This window comes from Lonsdalea quercina, assembly GCF_900107885.1.
In the GTDB taxonomy this organism is placed as follows: domain Bacteria; phylum Pseudomonadota; class Gammaproteobacteria; order Enterobacterales; family Enterobacteriaceae; genus Lonsdalea; species Lonsdalea quercina.
On the sequence record NZ_FNQS01000009.1, the window covers coordinates 31692 to 54548 of the forward strand.

The following is a 22857-nucleotide window of genomic DNA, read 5'->3' on the forward strand; positions in this document are numbered from 1 at the left end:
GAAGGTAAACCTTCCCGTAGTGGTCAAAATAACGATGACTCTTATTTGATGGATTCGTTTATTTAGATGGTGACTCAGGCCACTCAATTTCACTCTCAGCCGCCGAGTTTGTATCTAATCGATTCAATAAAACTCGATACTTACGCCATGCGTTAAGCATCGCTGACTCACCCTCGGACGCTATCCCAAGGTCCACTGCATCTTGAAGTGGCGCAATAGCCGAATCTGCAGTGGCACGTAGTACCGACTTTTTCGCTTCAGCTTCGACGATTAATTCCTCAGCAGAGGGGGCTGGCCGTTCAGTCGCAATCGGCAATCCACCATTGTCAGCCATGATGATTTTACCTGCGGCCTGCGCCGTCAGTAATTCATTCCATGTTGATTCAGGGATTTCTATCACGTCCGCAGGAATCTCGTAGTTTATCGTATCGATGTAAAATCCATTTTCGTGAGCGCTGTAATAGATCTTCATTTAGTACCCCACCGCAATGTAACTGACCACTGGTACCAAACCTTCCTGAGCGGTTGAATATATCCATTCAGCTCCGGTTTGAGTTGCGGCTTCAATTGACGAGCTTGTAAACAAAGCAGGAGCAATCCCAGTACTGATTGAATTGGATAACGCCACTATCGCTGTTGGAAACGTGATCGGAAATGTAAATTTTTGCCTATTAAATGAGTTCACCACTATCGAAGACATTCTCAAAGATCCCCACTGCACAATGAGATTCTTTCTCACGCCACTAATCATCAAAGGTAAAATCGCGTAGCCGGGCGTCGCTAATAATCCTGTGGCAACCCCCGCTTTGGACAAATCCCCCAAACCAAGGTTTTCGAGAAAACGCGTTTTATCCGGGATATCCGCGCCGTTTTGGCTTTTTTCCATTTTTCCGGACAGCGAGTTCGTCACCGTGGCGGCGAAGTTGGCATCGTTGCCCAGCGCGGCGGAAAGTTCCTTCAGCGTGTCCAGGGCGGCCGGCGAACCGTCAACCAGCGCATTGATAGCCGATTTCACGAAGGCCGTCGTCGCAATCTGCGTGGTGTTCACGCTTTGTTCGGCGGTCGGCGCGGTCGGAATACCGCTCAGCGCTGGGCTGTTTAGCGGAGCTTTTTGCGCGATGCTGTTGGTTATCGTCGTCGCAAAGTGCGGGTCGTTGCCCAGCGCGACGGACAACTCTTTCAACGTATCCAGCGCCGCCGGAGAGCCGTCGACCAGCGCGGCCACCACGCTTTTCACAAACGCCGTCGTCGCCAGCTGATCGCTGTTGCTGTCGCTCGCGGGCGTGGGCGCTTTCGGCATGCCGCTGAAGGTCGGGTTCAGCTTCGGCGCGTACTGGGTATGCGGGTCGGCCGCGGCCTCATGCTGCGCCAGACCGGCGCTGGTCGCGTCCAAATTGTCTTTCAGGTAACGCGTGCGGTAGGCCAGTTCCTGCGCCTGACGGTTGGATATGCCGCCGGGGCCGCCCACCACCGGGTCCGAGGTTTCCAACTGGTATATCCCGTCGGTCCACTCGGCTTTTTCTGTTAACTCTGCCATTAGGCACTCCCGTAGTTGTAACTATTGTCATAGATTGCCGTGCGGTTGTAGCGAATCGGCACGGCGGTATATTCGATGCTGGCCAGATGGCAACGCGCGGGGGCGATGGCCTCTAGCGTGCGGCGCAGCATCTGCGCCTGATCGTTGGTGATCGGCTGTTGCAACAGCACGCGGTAAACCGCCCATTTGCTGTCGTCGCCGTACACGAACAGGTTGTTGTAACGGCGTTCGCCGTCGTAATTGAGGCGTCCGATATGCTCGATCAGCTCGACCTCGCCGAAGCCCAGGCTGCGGATCACCGCACGGATCGCCCAGGGAGTACCCTTGTAGCGATGCATTTCGATGGCGGTTTTGATCATCGCCCGGCGCGCGTCTTCCGACTCCGCCAGCACCCAGCCGTCTTCCTTCAGCGAAAACTGTTCGGCCAGCGCGTCCAGGGCGCTGCTGTCGACGATGTCGACGAGGTAAACCATCAGCGCCGACAGATCCAGCTCATCCCAGCGCTCGGCCAGATTCGCCAGCGCGGTCAGGCTGGCGTCCCCCGCCAGCGGGGGAGGAAGCGGCAGATCACTCATCCGACACCCCCGTCGCCACAATGTCGATACCGGTGCAGTGCGCCCACTGATGCTCTTCCACCGTCAGCGACTGCGTGGGCGACGTCAGCGAGACGTCGTAGACGCCGCTCACCGACAGCGCCGCCAGGATCTGGCTGAGCACGATGTCTTTGCCGAGCGTCGCCGCCCGCGCCTGAACCCACGCGGCGGCTGCGGTTTCCGCCGCGGCTTTCACGGACTCGGAGGACTCGCCGCGCTTGATGACCAGCTGCGCATGAATGGCATAATCCACCCGTTCCGGCGCGCTGACGGTGACCGTATCGGTCAGCGGACGCACCTTCTCGGCCGAGCACAGGCTCTCGACGGCGGTGAGCACCGCCTCATCCGGCAGCCCGTCGGACATCAGCGGGTACAGCTCGACCGTCCCCGGCGTCGGCGACACCACCGCGACATCGACGATGTCCGGGTGCGCGCTCAGCGCGTGGTAGCGGTACGCCAGCCGGGAACCGGCGGTGCTGAAGGCTTCAGGGGCCAGCATGATGCGTTCGCGCAGCTTCTCGTCATCTTCCTGCTCGGAACCGCCGCTGGTGGCCGTCAGGTTGCTGACCTGCAGGTCGAGGAGGTCGCTCACATCGTCCAGCAAGGTACTGATCTGCGCGGGTTGCCAGCCATTGCCGACGGTGCCCGCGTCGGTGCAGGTCGCCGTGGTGCTGACGCTCGTCTCGCCGGCTTTCAGCACGGCGTCCGTGTCGGTCGCGAAAATGACGCTGTCGGAGGCGCTGACCCGCAGCCCGGCCGGGATCAGCACGTCGGTCAGCGGCGCGGCGTCGACGCTAAACGCCAGCGTCGTCTGCGCGGACTGCGCGGCCAGGCGATAAACGCCCACCAGCTCGCCGAGATAATCCAGCATCGGCGCACGCGCGTAGCGCACCAGATTCTGTTTCGCCGCATCCTGAATGGCGCTGCGCAATAGCATTTCGCGATAGGCGATCAGGTCGATCAGCAAGCGCTCCGCCTGCGCCGGATAGAGGGTTTTGCCGCTGTCCGCCTCATAGCGGGCAATCATTTCAGCCGTGATCGCCTCTGCATCACGTTCGATAAACACAGGCTCTGTTGTTAACGCCATACCAGCTCCGTTTGTTGTTCCACGCCTGCGACCGTGCGCCACTGCACCCGCAGCGTCAGATGTTCGCCGTCCACCGTGGGTTTCACGCCCAGCAGTTTGCAGCGCGGCTCCCAGCGCTTGATGGCCTCAACCGACTCCCGCACCACGTGCGGAATAGCCCGGTCGATCGGGTAGTCGAGGTAGCGATGCAAATCGCTGCCGAACTCCGGACGATGCGGGTCGCTGCCGCGCGGGGTGCGCAGAATAATGAAAATGGATTGAGCAATATCGGCGGCGCCCTCGACTAAATCGCCGGGGTGTTGCAGTGCCGGTTGCCAGAAGATTGAGTTCGTTTTCATGTGCTCAGTATCCCCGCCAGCCCGCGCCAGTGCTTGTAAACACAGTTAAAGGCGCACGAGGGACGTAGCGGGAAATTACGCGTTGGCCGCCCTTGCCCAGCCAGGGATCGCCTGAGCGAAGCACGGCCTCAAAACGGTCAAAAAGGGAGCAAGAACGCGTCGAAAAATGGCGTAAACCGGGAGTGGAGAACGCGCCTCAAACGACAAAAAAGGATGCCCGGCGACAGGCTGTTCTCCCGCCGCCCCTCGTGCTGGGATGGGGACACGATCAAGGGGGAGGTCGAGTTATGGCACAACGTGTGGAGTCTCGGTGGTGAGAGATGAGAGAGTGGAATGTGGGTGTCGGAGAAGGGCCGTTTCTGCCCGCCCTTCTCCGCATACCGTTAGTGGGAGTGGTGGTTGGAGTTGCCGCCCGCGTCCATGACGGAACCGGAGGCGCTGACGTTGCCGTTGACGGTGACGTTGCCCTGAATGCTCGCCGTCGTACCGACCATGCCGCCCTGATAGGTGAGCTGCCCCTGAACCAGCACGTTGCCGGTGAAGGTGGTGTCGGGCGCGTCAACGGTAGCTCGCGGCGTTTTAATCACCACGTCCGCCTGCGTTTCGATGATGATGTGCTGAATACCGCCGTTGACCGTCAGCGTGTGCGTGGCGCGATCATAATAGAACGCCGCGCCGTCCGAGTAGGTACAACCGCGGGCCTGCGCGTTGTCGACCGGCGGCGTGTCGACGCTGGAGTAGATGGCGCCGAGGATCACGCCGTCTTCCCCGTTATCGTCCAGCAGCACCCGCACCTGTTCGCCGACGTCCGGCAACCAGTAGTCCTTGTTATTTTGCGTGTTGCGCTGCAACACCTCCAGCCAGGCGGTGCGCAGGTTATCGCACTCCGGCAGCCGCACCCGGGCGCGTACGCCCGCGGCATCCACGGCACTCACGGTGCCGACACGTAACGAAGTCATCGGTCACCCTCCTGACGATTGGCCCGTGCTCGCACGGCGTAAATGCTCGCGTGGTTCGCTTTTTTCATCATGCTCAGACCTCTTTTTTTGTGATGGACGTGGTACGGATGTCAGGCTGATAAACGGCCGACGCCCTGCGAGCGCCTTGGGTTACCGCGCTGCGAACGGCTTCATGGTTCGTTCTTATCATGATGCGCCCTCTTTTTTCGTGGTCTGCGTGGTACTGCCATCAGGGTGATAGACGGACAGCGTGTTGGATTGCCCGGTCGTCGCCGTGCGTGCGCCCTTGGTGACCGGGCCGCGGACAATCTCCAGCTCGCTAACATAACCGCCGTCGCGCGTGAGCGAATGTCGTACCTGATTCAGCAGCCAGTTGCCGGAAAAGCGGCCGAAACCGCTCAGTGAAATTTTGTTGCCGGCGACCAGAGACGTCGCGCCCATCACGGTCAGTTGGCCGCTTTCCTGCTGTTCGTTGTGCTGGTCCAGCGCCGCGTTGGCCTTCGCCTCCGCCGTGTCCTTGTCGGTCGTGCGGCTGTTGACGTTGAGCGTGTCCGCGCTGGTCTCGCTGTCGTCGGTGGACTGCGTCCCGTCGGCCTTGTAAGTCACCAGCTGCTTTTTCGCGGGGTTCTGATGCTTAATCTTCGCCCCCTCATAGACCTGATTGATGGTGTCGCGCACCGAAAAGCTGGCGACGTCGTTGCGGGTCAGCGTCTTCACCGGCTCCTGGCTGCGCAGCGCGCCGAGATGCGAGAAAATCAGCTGGGTGTTGGTCACCTTCACCGCGTAGCCGTACTCGCTGGCCAACCGTCGCAAAAAAGCGACATCGGTCTCCGCGTACTGCGTGATGCGGTCAAAGCGGATCGGCGCGATGCTGCCCACCAGCGTCAGCTTATGTTTCTTGGCGATGCGGTTGGCGATGGCCGCCAGCGTGGTGCCTTCAAACCCCCGGCTGGACTTGGTGCGCAGCGCGGTTTTGACCGAGGTCGCCACCCCGCGCATCGAGACGGTCGAGGGCGGCGAGCGCACGTCGATCTCGTCGATGCTGAAGGTGCCGCAGTCCCGCAGGGCGTCGCCGCGATAGCCCAGTTTTAGCGACAGGGTGTCGCCTTTTCCCGGATACCAGGCGTCAATCCAGCGGCCATCGGTGTCGTCCAGCTCCACTTCCAGCGTGTCTGACTCATTTTTGATGCTGTCGGTATAAGACAGCCGCGTGACGTAGGGCGCGATATCGTTGGTGATATCTTTTTGCAAATACCACAGCGTGAAAATCGGCTGCGGCACTTCCCGATTGGCCGTCGATGCGGCCTGTTGAGCGATCAGCGTAGCCACGGCGGCGTCTCCTCCGTCAGCACGACATCAGCCTGTTCAATCACCGGGATCGACAGCATGATGCCGGAGTCCAGCACCGGCGTGACGGCCACGTGCGGATTGGCGGCGATAATGCGGTCATAGCCCAGCGGATCGCCGTAGTAACGGTAGGCCAGCGCGTCCCAGCGCTCGCCCTGTGTGGTGATGTGCTCGATAAACATCAAATCCTCCTCGTCGTGATGGCGGCGGTCAGCGAACTCACGACCGGCGCGACTTTCTCCAGCGTGTCACCGGCGGCGCTGAGCTGGGTGGCGACCACGTCCAGCGCAGGCGACAGGTCGTCGATGTTACTGACGCTAATTCCCGACAACGCCGTGTGGGCGCTCTTCACAAAGGTGATGGCCTGATCCGCCGCCTTGGCCACCCGGCTGACTTCCGGGAAGGTCGCGGTGACCGCCGCCAGCGCCGGCACCGCTTTCTGCAACGGTTCAACGGCGGTGCCGATCTGGGTCAGCAGCGTCGGCACCTGGCCCAGCGCCTGCGATGGATTGTTCTTTATCTTCTGCACCGTCTGCACTACCGCTGAGACGTTTTTCACCACCGACTGCGCCGTGCGAACGTAGCCCACCGCCGTGCGGATCGCGCTGGCGATGCCGGATGCGGCGGCCGTCGCCGTCGCTACCGTCTGGCTGTTCGGCACGCCGGTGTTGACGGCGGGCGCCGCCAGCGGATTTTTCGGGTCGCCGACATACTCGCGTAGCGTCACTTCCGCCGTCAGCGCCAGCACGTTACCGGACTTGTCGGTCTGCTCACTGGTGGCGCGCACCTGGGTCAACACAAACCAGCCGCGATAGTCGCCGTTGCCGAAGACCAACGCCTGCGCCTGATGCGATCGCAGCAGATTGCGCAGCCGCGCCAGCTCGACGTCCGGCGTACAGAACATCTGGTTGAACACCAGGCTGATGCTGATCTCATCCAGCTTTTCGCCGATGAACTGTAGGCCCGGCTTGCCTTCGATGCGGGCGTGTTCGGCGTAATCCGCGCCGAACTGCGCTTCGAAGCCGTCCCAATAGGCGATCAGCTCGAATTCAATATCTCCCAATACGGCAAACATTATGCGTACCCCCGACGTTGCTGCTGTTCCATCACCTTCTGCATCATTTTTTCCAGTTCATGCAGGCTCAGATTGAGCGCATTTTTAATTTCCGGCGTCGCCGTCGCAGGCTGGCCGTTGACATGGATGGTCGGCGAAAACGACAGCTTCAGCCCCTCGCCCGCGCCGGCCTTCGCGTTGGCGTTGGCCCCGGTCGTCGCAGGCATCTGCGGGACGTCAGCCGCAGTCTTGCGGGCCGGCGGCGGCGTCACCACGGGGTGTTCACGTTGGGTGATCGTTTTGTTCGAGCTCTTGTCGTCGTCCTTCGGCTCATCGTTAAACCAGCCGCTGATGCTGCTGCCCAGATTCGAGACGACGCTTTTCAACTTCTCCCATTTATCCGTGATGCCTGAGATCAACGAGCCGATCAGATTGCTGCCAAACTCACTGAAGCTGGCCGGCAGATCCACGCCGAAATAGCTCAGAACCCCCTCGAACAGCTTGTGGAAAATGCCGATGGGCGACCAATCCACAAGGATTTGGGTCAGGCGGCCAATACCGCCGCTGAAATTGGTTTTCAGCCCTTCCCACAGCTCGGAGGCCCACTGACTGAGCGAGCTGCCGAAACCGCTGAACACGGCTTTGACGCTCCCCCATTTTCGGCTGATGGCCGCCGACAACGCGCCGATCATTTTGCCGCCCGCGTTGCTCAGATTACTGGGCAGTTTGATGTTGAAGTAGCTCAGTACGGCGGCGAAAAGTTTGTAAATGATGCCGATTGGCGACCAGTTGAGCAGCAGTTTGCTCACGCTGCCGATACCGCCTCGGAAGGCTTTTTTGACGTCTTCCCAACGCGCGCTGAACCAGTTGCTGATGGGCTCCCAGTAGCGGTAAATCAGGTAGGCGCCGACCGCAATGCCGGTAATCAGCAAGCCGATGGGGTTCATCAACAGCGCGCGGCCGAACACCATTACCGCCCGACCGGCGATCAACAGTCCGCGTCCCAGCGCGCCGCCAAAGCGCATAATGCCGGACTGCGCCAGGCTCAGGCCGGATCGCACTAGCCCTGAAACCACACGCATACCGCCCATCACCACCCGGCCGACGGCCAGCACACCCTGCCTCAGCGCGCCGCCGAAACGGGTGAAGACGGACTGCGCCAGCGTCAGGCCGGAATGCAACAGGTTCAACGCATAACGCACCCCGCTGAACACGGCCTTGAAGACGGAGAACGCCTGTTGGGCCACGACGACAGCCTGAATCAGGCCGGGATGCAGCTGAAGCCAACGGGCAAAGCCATCCAACACCGGCATCACGGCGTCGCCGACCGCCATCAGCGCCGGCGCGAGCGCTTCGCCCACGCTGAGACTCATGGTGTCGCCCGCCACCTGCATATGCTGCCACTGCCCTTTCAGCGTGTTGTTCTGCGCCGACGCATCCCGCGCCATCGTCCCTTCCGCCTCCGGGCTGAGCATCGCCTGCTTATTCTGCTGATAGTCGTCCCAGTTCTGACGCATATTGAGCAGATGCGACACCGCCTGGTTGTTGTCGAAGACCTTGGACAGACCGGACTTCGCCATCAGGCGCTCCTGCGTCGCCATATCGCCTTTCGCCACGGCGGCTTGCCATTCCGACTTGAACTTCTCGCCTTTGTCGTCGATAAGCCGTTGGCCGATCATCAGCGAGGCTTCGTAGGTGGAGAATCCCTGCTTGATGTAGTCCGCCATCGACGCCTGATAATTCACGCCCGCCGACGCATAGCGCTCGCCGATGTCGTTGCTATTAACGCTCTCCAGCCATCCTTTGAGATTGGCGACAGCGGTGTCGTCGCTGCCCGACGCCGCTTTGCCGACCGCCAAACTGGAGACAATCTGGCTCAGCGCCGCGTCGCCGGTGATGCCGTTCTGTTCGAAGCTGCCCGCCAGTTCCGGCAGCGATGACGACAGCGAGGCTACGTCGAGATCGCCCGCTTTGGCGCCGGACAGCATGTGGTCGAACGCACCGGTGACGGCTTGTTTACCGTCAAATTTCAGGGTATTGAAGGCCGCGCCCAGTTGCGCCATCTGCTTGATGTCCGCCTGCGTGGCCGCAGCGGCCGTGCCGACGACCCCCAGCAAGTCTTTGCCCTTCATCGGGTCGACACCGCCCTCGATCAGCGTCTCAAGCCCGCTTGTCAGGGCCGACTGCCGCTGACTGCTTTGCAGCGAGTACTCCCGCAGCGCGTCGGCAATCTGTTGTTCCTGTGTGCCGGACAACCCGCTGCTGACGGTGATATTGCGCAGGCTGGCCTGCTGTTCCGCATAAGCCTTGACCCAGTCCACGATGGGGGACGCCGTCTCTTTGACGTTGTCGACGGACTCGGACAAGTCCGCACGCAGCGCTTCCCGCTGCTCGGACAGCGCGGTGTACTTCTCGCTGAGTTCAAGCAGCCGGATCTGCTGCGAAGTGAGGGTGTCCTGAATGCGGCTGACGTCTTGCAGGTCGTCGTTCAACCGCGGTAAATGGCGGCCGCTCTGACTCGCGGCCCGCGCCATCGACTCCATCATCCGCACCTGCGACGTCATCATGCGTTGATACGCCTGGTTGAAGGACGCCATCGAACGGCTATATTCCAGCAGCGACTGCCGAAACGCGGCGGCCCCGCTAGAGGATTCATCGAAGTTGGCCATGATCGTTCTATCCTTAAGCCAATGAAAAAAAGGGATCGCGAGAGGGATTCGGGTGTGCCCGGCCGGGCAGGAAGGGAAAACGACCGACGTTGGCCGCGGACGGCGAACGGCCCGCGCGACGGCGGCTGATGCGAGGGTCGGACGGCGGTCGGCAGGGTCTGCCCGTCAATTTATCCGTCTCGTCCGACGCCGCGCGGAGCGTGTTTTGGTATTCCCTCCTTCAGTCGCCGTGCTCACGTTTAATCTGGTCCCTGGCCATCTCCAGCCAGTCTTCCAACTCGTCGATCGTTAGGTTATTCAACTCACTCGGCTGAAACCGAAACCACCTCGCCAGCAGCGCCTGTGCTTCCATCAGTCCCTTCGGACTTAACCACGCCAGACAGTTTTTGAAATCGTTTGGACAGCTCCATGAAGTCGGCCAGATCCATCTCATCCAGATCTTCCGGCACCATATTGCTGGCGCGAGCCAGCAGCAAGCTGTCCCAGTCGGAGGCGTTGTCGGTCAGTTTCATGACCGCTTTCAGGTCTTTGGCCTTCAGGCGTCGCAGCGTGAGTTCCGTCAGGCGCTCGCCGGCCGGCGTGGAGTAAGGAAACTGCAACAGGTACTTTTCGCTATCGGACATCGTGTGCTCCAGAGTGTGATTGGGGGCCAGCCGCAACGGCGGATGGCCGATATTCGTGATAAAAGGTCGGCGTTTCACCGACGTTCGCGTTCATTTATCTGCCTTAGACGGCCCGCGCGCGCCGTTTGCCTTCGCCCGTGGGCGACCGAGCCGAACGGCGCGTTCTGTCGCGCTTTCGTCGGTCGGCGCAATCGTGCTGCTCGCCAAAACAGGTCGGTTCTCGTAAGAGCCGGGGTGCTTGCCCGGCCAAAGCCGTGCGGCACATGTTTGCTTGGGACGGTCGGGCCGCCGTGAAGGCCCGCCGCGACCGTGGGTGTCGCCTGATGACGACGTTCGAAAATTCGCTGTCGTCCCCAGGCGACGCGGCATTAGCCGCCGATATTGGTGCGGTAGTCGCTCAGCTGATCGACGCCGTTGACCATGAAGATGTTGGCCAGATAATCCAGCTCAAGGATGTCTTCGCCATCCATCACCTGCTTGACGTAGGTGCAGTTGAAGCTGGAGCTGAACTCCGCGTTCTCGTGCGGTTTGAAGGTGCCCAGCGGGTTCTTCTTAAACATCACGGTCAGGTAGGTGATCATCGGCACTTCATCGACGCGGCCCTGCGCGGTGTAGCGCTCCACGCTGGAGCGGCACTGCAAAGACAACGCGCTGTACGGGTTGGCGGTGGCCAGCATCGCTTCGCGGTAGAAGGAGTTCCATTTGATCTCCCCTTCCAGCTTGTCGAACCCGGAAGGCAGTTCGATTTTGCCCACCATGCCGAGCGCTTTGTGCTCCTGCATGGTCATGCTGATGTCCGGCAGTTTGATTTCTTCCGCACGGCCCAGCAGATTCGCTCCGCTCAGATAAATATTCGCATTGGTGATGCGATTGACTTCGATTTTAGCCATTAGCTATTCCCCTTCAGCGTCACCAGATATTCGGAGGTGATCTCGGATTCATAAGACAGACGTTCCAGCGGCGGCGGCGGCGTGAACTTGTAGCTCAGCAGCACGTGGCCTGCGGCCAGCTCGGTTTCTTCGTTGCGCGCGGCGTCGTACCAGCACTTGAAGCCCAACAGCGCGCCGTTGCCGATCAGCGTACGGCCATAGGCGTTGACGGATTCGGTCAGCGCGTCGATCAGCGCCTGGCTAATCGGCTGGTCGATGAACTGGGTGCTGAAGTAGCGGATGGATTCGTTGATCACATCGGCGGTACGGCGCACGTTTTCGAAGTTGCGCATGTGGGTCACGGACGGCCAGGCCGCCTGCCGGTTGCCCCACAGACGCAGGCCGCTGCCGTAGCTGTTGAACACCGTGGTGATGCCCTGTTCATTCAGCAGGTTCACTTCGCAGTTCGGGTCGTCGATCATGGCTGACAGCTGGCGCTCTACGCCGGTGATGCCGGAGATCTCCTGGTTGGAGCTGCTCCACCAGTAGCCTTTCTCGTTGTCCACCTTGGCGCGCAGGCCGGCGGCGCGCTGAGACAGCGGCTCCAGACGTTCGCTGTTGGTGTTCGCGTCGTAGACTTTGACGTGCGGGTAGCAGAGCTTCACGCGGTCAGAGCTGGTGTTGAAGTTGATGGTGCCTGTCGGTCCGCGGCCGCTGATGGCCTGCTGGAACGTGGTGCCGATCGGCGCATCGACGTAGGCGACGGCGCCCAGTTTGTCGGCCAGGGACACCAATTCGGTGACGATGCTGGTCTGCGTGCAGTACACCGGCGCAATCAGGATCTTCGCGAAGAAACCGAAGGCGTTGTAGGTGTCGTTCAGCAGCTTCATGCCGGTGCGGTTGCCCGCTTCGTTCACGCTGCCGATGATGTCGGCCGCGGTGACTTTCGTCGGGTCGGCGAAGTCGTAGCTGGCGATCACGGTGCTGCCGCTGTCGATGTTGGTGCCGACGCGGGTGATTTTCCCGGTCTGCGCATCCAGCGTGTAGTCCTGACCTTCCACGTACGGCTGAGCGTCGTCGCTCTTACGCAGCACCAGGTTGGAGACCACCGGGTTGACCAGCTGGGCGACGCCCGTGCTGTCGAACGTGACCGAGGCATTGCTGACCGAGGTCTTGTGTTTGGCCGGGTCGAGCACGTTGATCACCAGCACCGTACCGGCGCCGTGGTCGTAAATGGCGTCCAGCGCCTGCGGGATGGTGAATCCGCTGACCTGAGAGCCGAACTGGGCCGCGTTGGTTTCCGACACGCACAGCGTGACGTCGTTGACCGGCCCCATGGGCGCGGTGCCGATCAGGCCGATGACCGCGGATTTAACGGTCTTAATCGGGCGAGCGCCGGTTTCGACCTCAACGGTTTCGACCCCATGCAGATAGTTAGCTGCCATGGTTTACCTCATCGTTAGTAGTGATAGAAGCGCCGTTTTCCAACGATTGCAGAAAGCCCAGAGCGACCAACGTTTTCACGTAATCATGCTCGGCGGGCAGTTCCACCTCATGCTGGGGAAACAGCAGCACTTCGGTGCCGTCAGCCAGCGTGACGCCGCTGGTCGGGCCGGTGTAGCGGTATTTCATATTTCGCTTTCCTTGTAAGTGACTTGTGTGAGTAATGGCCCGTCGGGCAGCGACGCGTCCTCGGTTTGCAGGGTTTCCGCGGTGAACCGAAGCGTGTAACGCCACAGTCCATCGCTACTGCCCTTGCCGACGACCGTCTCTTTCTTCAGCCGGATTTTGCGGTTGCAATTCGGAAGCCGGAGTCCGCACAGCACGCGCCGCAGCGCATCCAGCACGGTCACGGCCCCGTTTTGTCCGCTGGATTCGCGGCACACGACGGTGGCGCGCAGCTTGACAAGCTGCGTTTGCAGCACGATCCCGCACTCCTCCGGCTTGCGAAACGCAGAGCCGGCGTAGCGCACCAGAATCGCGCCGTCAGGATGGCTGAGGACGTACTCAGCCGGTTTTCCGGGGAAAGATTCCACCTGCAAGCCGGGAAAGGCCTCGGCAATCCGGGCAACCACGGCATCAATCATCGGTGAGACGTCCATTACGCGTTCCCCCGCGCGGCACGGCGGCAAAGGCCGTTCGTCGTCTGAGCGTCGCGGCGCCCACATGCCGGAAGCGCGTCGCCGCGCCGCGCGGTACGGGTGATGAACTGAACAAATTGAATCGACTGCATGACACCGTCCTGTTTTCGTAAACTGAGGTCAGTATCGCGGGAAATGGGGGATTGGGCTTTTAACCCTATTTAGAAACACATTGAACATCAACAAGTTGCAATTTTTTCGCCGAGTAGCGGTCCGTCGCGGAGTGCGCGCGCCGCAGAGCCAGCCAGAAAGACGATAATGCGTGGAATGACGTTGAGGTTGGAGGTTCGGAAATGGGGAGTTCGGCGTCGGACGCTGGGAATGAACAGTTCGGAGAGGGGAAAAGTGACGAATGAAAAATGGAGACAGTAGAATTTGAGATGTCGGGTACAGGCGACAACGCTCTAAGCAAAAAGCGACATCGAGATCGAGCCGTCGGGTACAGGCGACAATGCTCTAAGCAAAAAGCGACATCGAGATCGAGCCGTCGCGGAGTGTTGACGTTGGGGGAGAGAAGGAGGGGCGTCGTCGCATCATAAAAACGTCTCCGCAATGAAGAGGACGTGCGAAGACGCTTGGGTTTAGTCGTGCCAATATTTGGTGGGGTGGGCGATGCCGGGCAGGCTGTCGACCGTGTAGTCGACCAGATCCGCGCCAAGGCGGGTCAGGCTCACGGTCCCGCTGCCGTACGGCTCCGGATTGACCGAAAGCGTATGGCTTTCAGTCAGATAGTCCAGCGCCCTACGCAATTCGGGCGCCGTGACATCGGGATATATCCCGCGAATCACCTCCAGCAAAAAAAACAGGCTGACGGGATACGGCCGCGCACGGCTTAGCGTCACCAGGACATGCCAGCGCATGGACTCCTGACGCAATCGAGATATTTCCACCGCTAAGTTCTCCCATGTTGTTGCACCAGCTCCAACTTGTTGTAGAGCGCATCAAGCTTGGCTTCAATCACCGTCTGTCCGCGAATGTAATCCTCGCGGCGCACATAGTTCAGCGGCAAATCGGCCTTGAACGCCATAAACTCGCGCTCCAGACTGTTAAGGTCGCCCATACTGGTTCTGAAGCTGGTGTCCAGCGCCAGGAATTGCTCGGCCTGACGCTTCTCCATTTGGGCAAAAAACATCTTCGCGACCGCGAAAACAAAGCCCATGAAGGAGAGAAGCAGACCGACCAGCGTCCAGAATTCAATCTCGACCTTCATCTTTCCAGCCCCGCGATATAGTCCAGTAGCCCATTCACCTGGGCGGCGAGCCGTTGATAGGCGGCGCCGACTTCAGTGGCGTGAGCGAGGAGATCGCGCTGGGCGACGCCGGAATCGCGTAGCCGGGGATCAACGGCGGCACCGGCTCCGGACGCGCCGCCAGCGCGGCGGGCGGCGGCGGCGGCGTTTCCCGCATCGGCGGTGAGGGAAGACAGGCCGAAGGCGGCGTTGTACTGCTGCACGAAGCCAGCAGTAAACACGCACTCGATAGCGTGACTCTGGCCGCGTTCATCTTGCCAACGATGGGTAACATCATCAATTTTCCTCTGTAGCTGTTGATGGGTACGACGCAGGTCGGACAGGGTGGCGAGATAACGTTTTTCCGCCTCCGCCGCTGAAACAACCTGTTGTTGATAGCGCTGCTGCCAAGCCGTCAGGGCCTCGTTATCCTCTTCGGCCTGCGCCAGCAGCGCCTGCTCGTGGCGGTTTCGCAGCTCGCTCAGCGCCAGCTCGCCGTCGCGGGCGGCCTGAGCCTGTCCGCGCGTATAGCCGTTGTGATACAGGCCCCAGGCCAGCAGCATGACCAGCGTGAGAGCGCCCAGCCAGCGCCAGGGGATCAGATTAGTGAACACAGCTGGCGTCTCCCCATGTCAGATAGCGCGGCGCCAGCTCCTTCAAGATGCGCTGCGGATAGTGGCGATTTTCGCGGAAGTTGGCGGCGCTGCGGCCCGCGTTGACGTTTTCGACGTGGGAGAACCAGCGCTGACCGTTCAACCCTTGCTTCTCCGCCAGACGCCGGTCACGCTGCACCCAACCGAGTCCTCCGTTGTAGGCCGACAACGTCATCGCCATCCGCTCACAAGGGTTAACGCCGCGCAGACGCTCCCACAGCCAGTGGTCGTACTGCGTGAGCGCGCGAATGGCCCATCCGGGATTAAAGGGTTGATTTTTATCGAGTTCCGGCATGATGCCGCTGAACCATTCGGCGGTGGCGGGCATAAACTGCGCCAGCCCCTGCGCGCCGACGGGCGACACGGCCTGCGGATTCCAGCCGCTCTCCTGATGCAGCTGGGCGGCGAAGTCGGCCACCGGCGCTGACAGCCCCCACTCCAGCCGGGCGCTGCGGATTAGCTCGCTGCGATAGCGCTGCGCGGCGGCGGGCGTTTGATCGTCGGCATGAACGAAACGCGGCACGCCGCTCCACGACGCCAGCAGCAGCGCGGACAACAGCAGGCCCACGGTTTGTGGCGATAGCATGATTACAACCCCGTCGCCACAGACACACACACGGCCGCGACGATCATCGCGCGTCGCAGCTGTACGGCGGCAAAGATCAATTCACAGCCTGCCCGCACCGGATAATGCCCGTGCGCCATCTGCTCCGGATCGTGCTCCAGATACTGCCCCAGCGAGGCTTTCGGGAACAACGAACGATCCAGCCAGTAGCCCAGCACCGCCGCCAGCGTAATCAGCGAGATCTTATAGACCACCACCGGCAGCTGCTGCGGCGACACCAGCGCGATGAGCACCAGCAGCAATACCGCCGTCAGTTGCCAGCCCAACAATCGTTCCAGCCGCATGATGCGGCGTTTTTTACTTTGCATAACAGTCTCCTTGAGAAGTGAAATGCACACAGCATTACGGAGACGATCGGGGCGTGATTGTAAACGAGGTTATAGCGTCCACCGCCTTGCAAGCCGCGTGGCTCAAGGGTTTCCGCTCATTTGGGCGAAGAAAAAATCAGCAGAAGTTTTACTCTGAGGGGGCGAAAATGCGCGGTGGATGTGAAAATCCCACGATGCTAAAGCGCCTTGAAAGCGAGCATTTACGGTAGGCCACGAGCGGTGTAATCAACCTGTATCAACACGGCGACACTCGCGCAGCCGGTCTGTATCAACACGGCGACACTCGCGACACCGGCGCAATTCGCTTGTATCAAAAAAGCGACAGGCTGAGCACCACCCACCGTCCGGCCAGTTTTCATACAACGGCCAAGGGTAGACGCACGGATAAAAATCCGCCACCTGCTTTGTCCGTCATTTTCTAATTTATGCAACGGCGGTCACGCCCCGCTTCGCCGCGCCGCTTACCTGTTGCGCGTATCTTGGGCATCGCGATCTGCCGACGCAGGCGCGTCGGGCACTGCCATCCGCCAAAGGAGAGCAAGACAATGGCTCGCTTGATTCGCTCGCGGCTGTCGTCCGTGTGACCTCGGGGAACCACCAACGCCGGAACGCGTGCTAAGGCGGGTCATGCGGCGAGCGGCGAAGCATCATGATGACATCGCTCTTACCGCCGCACGCAGCAACAATATCGGGTGGCGGTCCGTATTCGAATAACATGAAAAATGACATCATAAGAGGGGCCATGTTCCGCACGGGAGGGTGCCGTTGCCGCCCACGCTCCCACGCGGAACTTTATTGGTCTATTTCAGGGAAATAACAATGAATCCAATAAATACATCAGCCTGCGGTTATTGTTGATAGGGACTATCCACAGTCTTTTTTTCGCCTTCGCTTATTTTATGGTCCGGCCGCACAAGCTTATTTTCGCACATCGCCGGATCGCGAGTACGTTACGGCGCCATGAAATGACTTCGGCAAAGATGATGAATGTCTATGCTCGGCACGGAAATCAGGGATAAAACCGCTCCCACCGCGCGATATGGCTTCTGGGGACTCCGCAAGGCGTCAGGTGTTTCTCTTACATGCCTCGGCGAAACAAGATGACATCGATAGTATCAATAATGGTCTGGTTTTCCGTGGCTATCTGAGATTCGATTTTACGAATTTTCTCCAGATGTTTACCCGCCACCGTGACCAAACATACCCAGCTGGCATAAATAATCAGTTTCTTTTCGTCTAAATCTAACAAGGTGGGTTTTTGGTGGAGTATAAGAAAAATATTCCACAGAACAAAAATAAACGCGCCAGAAATCAATCCGAATAAGAGGATGCACGGGATATTGAAATAACAGCGGCGCGAGGATTCATTACGGTTTGATATCAGTGCTTTTTTCATATTCAGTAAAGTGCGGTTATCCATCTCGTGTAACTCTGGGGGTCTCACCGGCGCGGGATTTATATTCACGACGGACCCGACATGTATGGACCCCGGATTATCCCCCCCGACGCTTATCGTTATTTGTCGCTCCAGGTTCTCTTGAGGCAGCATTTTTAAACTGCCCGCGACCTGATCTGCAAGCTCCTGTAATTCATTATCTCTTCTGTCCATGATTAGTCCTTTATATTATCAATGATTTATAACCAACTTCAGCACGCTATCAATCCTATCATTATCGATAGCAGGTTCTTTGATTAGGAAGTTATATATTTTTGCTGATTGTAATACGAGTTCCGCTGACGTCCAGCGTCGTCCCGCTTGTTTAGCCAGCATTTCCAATTTTAGGACAATATTTGCGAGCAGCTCCGCATCCAATGCGTCAGCTCGCGTCCCTGAGGACGCGCCCTGCTCGCCGGTCAAAATGAATTGCACGTTAGCGCCCGACTGCGCGAACGCAGCGAACACATCGCCTCCTGGCACCGCAACGCCACGTTCGTATTTGCTCCACATTTCACGAGAAACGCCACATCTGGCCGCGGCTTCGTCCTGTTTTAACGCTAGCCGACTTCGCTCAGATTTTAGACGCTGAGCACAAAGAGAATCAAAGTTCACAAAAACTCCGTTGACAATGAGAACTAAAGTTCACAAAATCTATTGCACAAATAGATACTTTCTTCGTAGAAAAAGGAGCCATCTCGATGAAAACCCCCGAGCAGGTTAAGCAGCTGTTCCGGCAAAACGGTTGGACCTTCAACCGGTGGGCCGAGGAAAACGGCTACCGCCCCTCAGACGTCTACCGCGTATTGAACGGACTCACGAAGGCGAAATACGGAAAAGGCCATGAAATTGCTGTGAAACTCGGCCTAAAAACGCCCCAACCCGTTTGATGGTTATCAACCTCCGTAACAGATTATCACATATTAAAAAAAGGAGAATGTGGCATGAGCAAGGCAAACGTATCCAGCGCAGGCGTTCGTATTCTGCGCGTTCTCAAAGCACTGCGCGGTCATACCCTGGGCGGCGTTGCGAACGGTGAACTGGCGGCGGCGCTGGATGAATCGCCCGCCAACATCCACCGCGCGCTGCACACCTTGATCGAAGAAGGATTGGCGCAACGGTTAGACAACGGGCGTTTCGCGCTGAGCATGCAGACCCTGCAAATCGCTCAGGCTCATGCCAACGAAATCGCACTCGCACAAGACCGCATCAACGAAATGAACCAGCGCTTGCTGGCCGGCAGCCGGTAGTAGAAGGACACACACACATGGCAAGAATAAAAACTCCCCCGCTTGAATTAGTTGCGGATGCCGCGTTGGCCCGCGATCTGGATGAAAACCTGAACGCGCTGTCGCAGCACCAGACGCGCATCATGCAGCAATACGGCGAAGGCCTGCCCTACGAGCGCGACCGCATCATTCACGAAGCCCGCTTTTACATGGCGCAGAGCGCGGAAGCGATGCTGGAAGCCGGTAAACGATTGGTGATCCTCAAAGAAAACGAGCCGCACGGCACCTTTACGACCATCGTCGAAAACGAACTGGGACTGGCGCCGCAGGTGGCGCGCCGCATGATGCAGGCCAGCGTCAAGTTTCTGGGCTACGGCGACGGCTCGCAGCCAAAGCGCTCATCGCTGCGCGTTCTGGGCAAAACCAAATTGTATGAACTGATGGTGCTGGATGACGACGAACTGGACCAGCTGGCGGAAGGCGGCACGGTGGCGGGCGCGACGCTCGACGAGATCGACCGCATGACCAGCCGCGAACTGAAGGCCGCCCTGCGCGAATCCCGCGAGAACAGCGCCGCTCAGCAGCGGGTGCTGGCGGACAAAAACAGCAAAATCGACGAGCTGGCCACTCAGCTGGAGAAAAAGTCTCGCATCGCCACTCCCGAACCGGACCCGCAGAGCGCCCAACTACGGGCCGAAGTCAGCGCCATCGCCTTCGACGCCGAAGCGCATCTGCTCGGCAAACTACAGGCCGGTTTCAGCGAGCTGCTCAACAGCAACGACGCCCTGGAGTCGCCGCCGACCGAATTCATGAACGGCCTGCTGTGCCAGCTGGAGCGCGCCATCCACCAGCTGCGCGAGCGCTTCTTCCTGGACGAGGCGCCGAACGCCAGCCTGAAACCGGCCTGGCTCGACGCTCCCGAACCTCGACTGCCCCACACCGAGACGGTCTGAGGAGTGATGATGAACGCCGCCCTGACGGAAAAACTGGTCGCCGTCGCCCGCGCCGCGCGCGAAGCCGGACATGGCCGCCGCGGTCCGATCTACGACGCCGCGTGCGCCGAACTGGGGATGTCCCGCGGAACATTGCTGCGCAAGCTGAAGACCGTGGCGATGCCCCGCCGCCCTCGCAAGCAGCGCAGCGACGCCGGCCACAGCGCCCTGACCCGCGAAGAAGCCGCCATGCTGGCCGCCACGCTGATGGAAGCCACGCGGAAAAACGGCAAACGCCTGTACGCGATTGCGGACGCCGCGGACACCCTGCGCGCCAACGGCCTGATCGACGCCAGCCGCATGGACCCGGCCACCGGCGAGTGCATCCCGCTGTCCCCCTCCACGCTGAGCCGCGCGCTGCGCAACTACGGCCTGCATCCTGACCAGCTCAGCGCCCCCGCGCCGGTCACCGAACTGGCGAGCCGTCACCCCAACCACGTCTGGGAAATCGACGCGTCGCTGTGCACGCTCTACTACCTCAGCAACGGCCGCAAAGGGTTACAGGTGATGGACAGCGCGCGCTTCTATAAAAACAAGCCCGCCAACCTGGCGCGCATCGCCAGCGACCGGGTATGGAGCTACGAAATCACCGACCACGCCACCGGCTGGATCTACGTGGAATACGTGATGGGCGCGGAGTCCGGCGAGAATCTGTGCTCGGTGCTGATCAACGCAATGCAGGCGCGCGGCGGCGCCGACGTTCTGCACGGCGTGCCGAAAATCCTCTACCTCGACCCCGGCTCCGCCAACACCGCCAGCATGACCCGCAACCTATGCCAGTCGCTCGGCATCGAGCTGATCGCCCACAAAGCGCACTCGGCCCGCGCCACCGGTCAGGTCGAGAAAGCGCGCGACATCATCGAACGCAAGCTGGAGCCGGGCCTCAAGTTCCAGCCGGTCCACAGCCTGGAGGAGTTAAACGCGCTGGCCGCCAAATGGCGCAGCCACTTCAACGCCACCGCCGTCCACAGCCGCACCGGAATGACCCGCACCGCCGCGTGGCTGAACATCAGCGACAGCGAGCTGGTGAAAGCGCCGTCGCGCGAGGTATGCCGCGAGCTGGCGGTCTCCTCGCCGGAGACCCGCAAAGTGACGCCGAAACTGCGCGTCTCGTTCCGCGGCGTGGAGTACGACGTGTCGTCGGTGCCGGACGTCATGGTCGGCCAGACGCTGCGCATCACCCGCAACCCGTGGCGCAGCCGCTGCGCGCAGGTGGTGATGATGGGCGAGGACGGCTACGAGCACTACTGGCAGGTCGAAGAGGTCGAGAAAGACGCCTACGGCTTCGCCGCCTCCGCGCCCGTCATCGGCGAGCGTTTCCGCGCGCAGGCCGCCACGCCCGCGCAGACGGCCAAAGCCGAGCTGGAGCGGCGCATCACCGGGACGGACAACGCGACGGACGCCGCCGATGCCCGCCGACGCCACGCCTTGCCGTTCGGCGGACGGCTCGACCCTTACAAGCAGATCGACGACGCCGTATTGCCGAGCTACCTGCCCCGGCGCGGCCAGCCGTCTCCCGTTCGCGCCCCGCGCGTGGAGCAGCGACCGCTGAGCCACGTCGAGGCCGCCCGTATGCTGCGCGAGCGCTTCCTGGCCCACGGGCAGAGCTGGACCTCGGCGCACTATCGCCAACTTGCCAACCGCTTTCCCGACGGCGTGCCCATCGAGGCCTTGGAGCCGCTGGCCGGCGAGCTGCTTACGCCGCCCGCACGCCTCGTCAACGGGCCTTGATCCCTCGGCGCAACCGCGCCGCAACCTGACCGGGCCGACTCCCTAAGCGGCCTTCCCCGCCGACCCAGAGCGACGCGACATCGCGCCGCCCAGGGGACGCTCAACTTTTTTTCGGCGTGACGGCACGTCGCAGAGACAACGCGAGACGGCAAGTCGCCCCGACGGCACGCCGTCAGGACACGATCGCCACACGTTATGGAGGCAAGGATGTTATTGAAAAAACAGGTGCTGCACCCTGAGACCCGCAAAGCGTTCGGACTGTTCCGCGATCCGTTTGCGGAAGACGCACTGCAAGGCCCCGAGGACGTGTTCATCACGCCCGACATCCGATATGTGCGCGAAGCGCTGCATCAGACCGCATGCTACGGCGGCTTTCTGGCGGTGATCGGCGAGTCCGGCGCGGGCAAGTCCACGCTGCGCCGCGACCTGATTGACCGTCTGGAGCGCGAGCGCGCCCCGGTCGTCGTCATCGAGCCGTACACGCTGGCGATGGAAGACAACGACGTCAAAGGCAAAACGCTGAAGGCCGCGGGCATCGCCGAGGCGGTGATCAGCACGCTGGCGCCGCTCGAACGCATCAAACGTACGCAAGATGCTCGCTTCCGCCAGATGCACCGGTTGCTGCGCGATAGCCGCCGCAGCGGCTACAGCCATGTGCTGATCATCGAAGAAGCGCACAGCCTGCCGATCCCCACGCTCAAGCATCTCAAGCGCTTTTTCGAACTGGAGAGCGGCTTCAAAAAACTGCTCTCCATCGTGCTGATCGGCCAGCCGGAGCTGGCGTCGAAGCTCAGCGAACGCAACCCCGAGGTGCGCGAAGTGGTGCAGCGCTGCGAAGTGGTCGAACTTGAGCCGCTGGACGGAACGCTGGCGGACTTTCTCAGCTTCAAGCTGGGCCGCGTCGGCAAAACGCTCGACGAGGTGCTTGATGACGGCGCGCTGGACGCGCTCCGCGCCCGACTCAGCTTTCACACGGGCGGCCGTCAGACGGTCAGCCTGCTTTACCCCCTTGCTATCGGCAACCTGATGATCGCCGCCATGAATCTGGCAGCCAGCATCGGCATCCCCCTCATCAATTCAGACGTCATTAAAGGACTCTAATCATGGCCAAAATCATCATCAACATCACGCATAAAAAAGAAACAGCGGCGCGCGGACTGAGCGCGGTGGACCTGTCTTGCGCCGTCACGGCGGAGCTGGAGGACCACGAAGAGCAGGTGACGCTGCTGATGACTCAACTGCTGGGCGCCGGGCTGCCGGACCTGATCGAGTCCGCCAACGACCAGTTGGTCATGCTGCTGGAAGACCAGGGGGTGCGGGTGGCGGAGGCGACCGTCACGCCGCTGGACGACGATACCGCCGCGGCGTCGAACGACGCGGGAGGCGCCCGCCCATAAGACATTGACCGGCGTCCGCGC

Annotated in this window: 28 protein-coding genes and 1 pseudogene; 6 read left to right on the top strand and 23 right to left on the bottom strand. The window is 60.6% G+C overall.

Going from position 1 to position 22857, the window contains the following annotated elements:
* Positions 1-58: 58 nt before the first annotated feature.
* The 23 genes from BLU64_RS12640 to BLU64_RS17035 form a co-directional block, all read right to left on the bottom strand.
* Complete coding sequence (locus BLU64_RS12640) at positions 59-472, bottom strand: tail fiber assembly protein (protein WP_026741927.1); 414 nt, start codon at positions 470-472, stop codon at positions 59-61.
* On the bottom strand, positions 473-1537 hold the full coding sequence (locus tag BLU64_RS17905; protein WP_051625452.1) for a gp53-like domain-containing protein: 1065 nt from the start codon (positions 1535-1537) through the stop codon (positions 473-475). It lies immediately after the preceding gene.
* Positions 1537-2112: a phage tail protein gene (locus BLU64_RS12650; RefSeq protein ID WP_026741926.1), complete on the bottom strand. Its 576-nt coding sequence runs from the start codon at positions 2110-2112 to the stop codon at positions 1537-1539. Before BLU64_RS12650 ends, BLU64_RS17905 begins: the two co-directional genes overlap by 1 nt.
* Positions 2105-3217, bottom strand: a complete 1113-nt coding sequence (locus tag BLU64_RS12655) for a baseplate assembly protein (protein WP_074728919.1) — start codon at positions 3215-3217, stop codon at positions 2105-2107. Before BLU64_RS12655 ends, BLU64_RS12650 begins: the two co-directional genes overlap by 8 nt.
* Complete coding sequence (locus BLU64_RS12660) at positions 3208-3555, bottom strand: GPW/gp25 family protein (protein ID WP_026741155.1); 348 nt, start codon at positions 3553-3555, stop codon at positions 3208-3210. Before BLU64_RS12660 ends, BLU64_RS12655 begins: the two co-directional genes overlap by 10 nt.
* A gap of 383 nt (positions 3556-3938) precedes the next feature.
* Positions 3939-4514 carry a phage baseplate assembly protein V gene (locus tag BLU64_RS12665; protein ID WP_026741924.1) on the bottom strand — a complete coding sequence of 192 codons (576 nt, stop codon included), beginning with the start codon at positions 4512-4514 and terminating at the stop codon, positions 3939-3941.
* Positions 4515-4700: 186 nt separating this feature from the next.
* Entirely contained in the window at positions 4701-5843 is a 1143-nt protein-coding gene (locus BLU64_RS12670) for a phage late control D family protein (RefSeq protein ID WP_074728920.1), read from the bottom strand.
* Positions 5831-6043 carry a tail protein X gene (locus BLU64_RS12675; protein ID WP_026741158.1) on the bottom strand — a complete coding sequence of 71 codons (213 nt, stop codon included), beginning with the start codon at positions 6041-6043 and terminating at the stop codon, positions 5831-5833. Before BLU64_RS12675 ends, BLU64_RS12670 begins: the two co-directional genes overlap by 13 nt.
* Positions 6043-6936 (bottom strand): phage tail protein, encoded by an 894-nt coding sequence (locus BLU64_RS12680; protein WP_026741921.1) that lies wholly within the window; start codon positions 6934-6936, stop codon positions 6043-6045. Before BLU64_RS12680 ends, BLU64_RS12675 begins: the two co-directional genes overlap by 1 nt.
* Positions 6936-9584, bottom strand: coding sequence for a phage tail tape measure protein (locus BLU64_RS12685; RefSeq protein WP_074728922.1), 2649 nt, complete (start codon positions 9582-9584; stop codon positions 6936-6938). The genes BLU64_RS12680 and BLU64_RS12685 overlap by 1 nt, the downstream gene beginning before the upstream one ends.
* Before the next feature lie 220 nt (positions 9585-9804).
* On the bottom strand, positions 9805-9936 hold the full coding sequence (locus BLU64_RS12690; protein WP_071999740.1) for a GpE family phage tail protein: 132 nt from the start codon (positions 9934-9936) through the stop codon (positions 9805-9807).
* Positions 9887-10285, bottom strand: coding sequence for a phage tail assembly protein (locus BLU64_RS12695; protein WP_342341536.1), 399 nt, complete (start codon positions 10283-10285; stop codon positions 9887-9889). The genes BLU64_RS12690 and BLU64_RS12695 overlap by 50 nt, the downstream gene beginning before the upstream one ends.
* 290 nt (positions 10286-10575) lie before the next feature.
* Positions 10576-11097: a phage major tail tube protein gene (locus BLU64_RS12700; RefSeq protein WP_026741162.1), complete on the bottom strand. Its 522-nt coding sequence runs from the start codon at positions 11095-11097 to the stop codon at positions 10576-10578.
* On the bottom strand, positions 11097-12521 hold the full coding sequence (locus tag BLU64_RS12705) for a phage tail sheath subtilisin-like domain-containing protein (protein ID WP_026741918.1): 1425 nt from the start codon (positions 12519-12521) through the stop codon (positions 11097-11099). The genes BLU64_RS12700 and BLU64_RS12705 overlap by 1 nt, the downstream gene beginning before the upstream one ends.
* Complete coding sequence (locus tag BLU64_RS12710) at positions 12511-12708, bottom strand: hypothetical protein (protein ID WP_036152488.1); 198 nt, start codon at positions 12706-12708, stop codon at positions 12511-12513. The genes BLU64_RS12705 and BLU64_RS12710 overlap by 11 nt, the downstream gene beginning before the upstream one ends.
* On the bottom strand, positions 12705-13178 hold the full coding sequence (locus tag BLU64_RS12715; protein ID WP_026741917.1) for a Gp37 family protein: 474 nt from the start codon (positions 13176-13178) through the stop codon (positions 12705-12707). The genes BLU64_RS12710 and BLU64_RS12715 overlap by 4 nt, the downstream gene beginning before the upstream one ends.
* A 620-nt stretch (positions 13179-13798) precedes the next feature.
* Entirely contained in the window at positions 13799-14107 is a 309-nt protein-coding gene (locus BLU64_RS12720; protein WP_026741916.1) for a hypothetical protein, read from the bottom strand.
* A 2-nt stretch (positions 14108-14109) separates the two neighbouring features.
* Complete coding sequence (locus tag BLU64_RS12725; RefSeq protein ID WP_026741915.1) at positions 14110-14427, bottom strand: hypothetical protein; 318 nt, start codon at positions 14425-14427, stop codon at positions 14110-14112.
* Positions 14424-15059 carry a hypothetical protein gene (locus tag BLU64_RS12730; protein WP_026741914.1) on the bottom strand — a complete coding sequence of 212 codons (636 nt, stop codon included), beginning with the start codon at positions 15057-15059 and terminating at the stop codon, positions 14424-14426. Before BLU64_RS12730 ends, BLU64_RS12725 begins: the two co-directional genes overlap by 4 nt.
* Complete coding sequence (locus tag BLU64_RS12735) at positions 15049-15684, bottom strand: transglycosylase SLT domain-containing protein (protein WP_036152483.1); 636 nt, start codon at positions 15682-15684, stop codon at positions 15049-15051. The genes BLU64_RS12730 and BLU64_RS12735 overlap by 11 nt, the downstream gene beginning before the upstream one ends.
* A gap of 2 nt (positions 15685-15686) precedes the next feature.
* Complete coding sequence (locus tag BLU64_RS12740; protein ID WP_026741912.1) at positions 15687-16031, bottom strand: putative holin; 345 nt, start codon at positions 16029-16031, stop codon at positions 15687-15689.
* Between the two features lie 1099 nt (positions 16032-17130).
* Positions 17131-17661 (bottom strand): hypothetical protein, encoded by a 531-nt coding sequence (locus BLU64_RS17265; protein WP_139171509.1) that lies wholly within the window; start codon positions 17659-17661, stop codon positions 17131-17133.
* Positions 17662-17679: 18 nt separating this feature from the next.
* The gene (locus BLU64_RS17035) at positions 17680-18102 is read right to left on the bottom strand and encodes a helix-turn-helix domain-containing protein (RefSeq protein WP_164477202.1); all 423 of its coding nucleotides are present in this window, start codon (positions 18100-18102) and stop codon (positions 17680-17682) included.
* 86 nt (positions 18103-18188) lie between these two features.
* On the opposite strand from BLU64_RS17035, the gene BLU64_RS12755 reads away from it, so the two are divergent.
* From BLU64_RS12755 to BLU64_RS12780, 6 genes and pseudogenes are all read left to right on the top strand, one after another.
* Entirely contained in the window at positions 18189-18377 is a 189-nt protein-coding gene (locus BLU64_RS12755; RefSeq protein WP_026741174.1) for a DNA-binding protein, read from the top strand.
* A gap of 54 nt (positions 18378-18431) precedes the next feature.
* Entirely contained in the window at positions 18432-18737 is a 306-nt protein-coding gene (locus BLU64_RS12760) for a helix-turn-helix domain-containing protein (protein ID WP_074728924.1), read from the top strand.
* Positions 18738-18754: 17 nt separating this feature from the next.
* Positions 18755-19669 carry a DUF3102 domain-containing protein gene (locus tag BLU64_RS12765; protein ID WP_074728925.1) on the top strand — a complete coding sequence of 305 codons (915 nt, stop codon included), beginning with the start codon at positions 18755-18757 and terminating at the stop codon, positions 19667-19669.
* 9 nt (positions 19670-19678) lie between these two features.
* Positions 19679-21439: a DDE-type integrase/transposase/recombinase gene (locus BLU64_RS12770; RefSeq protein ID WP_074728927.1), complete on the top strand. Its 1761-nt coding sequence runs from the start codon at positions 19679-19681 to the stop codon at positions 21437-21439.
* A gap of 198 nt (positions 21440-21637) precedes the next feature.
* A pseudogene (locus tag BLU64_RS12775) lies at positions 21638-22540 on the top strand (ExeA family protein); the annotation flags it as partial.
* Positions 22541-22542: 2 nt separating this feature from the next.
* Positions 22543-22836 (top strand): hypothetical protein, encoded by a 294-nt coding sequence (locus BLU64_RS12780; protein ID WP_074728929.1) that lies wholly within the window; start codon positions 22543-22545, stop codon positions 22834-22836.
* Positions 22837-22857 lie beyond the last annotated feature (21 nt).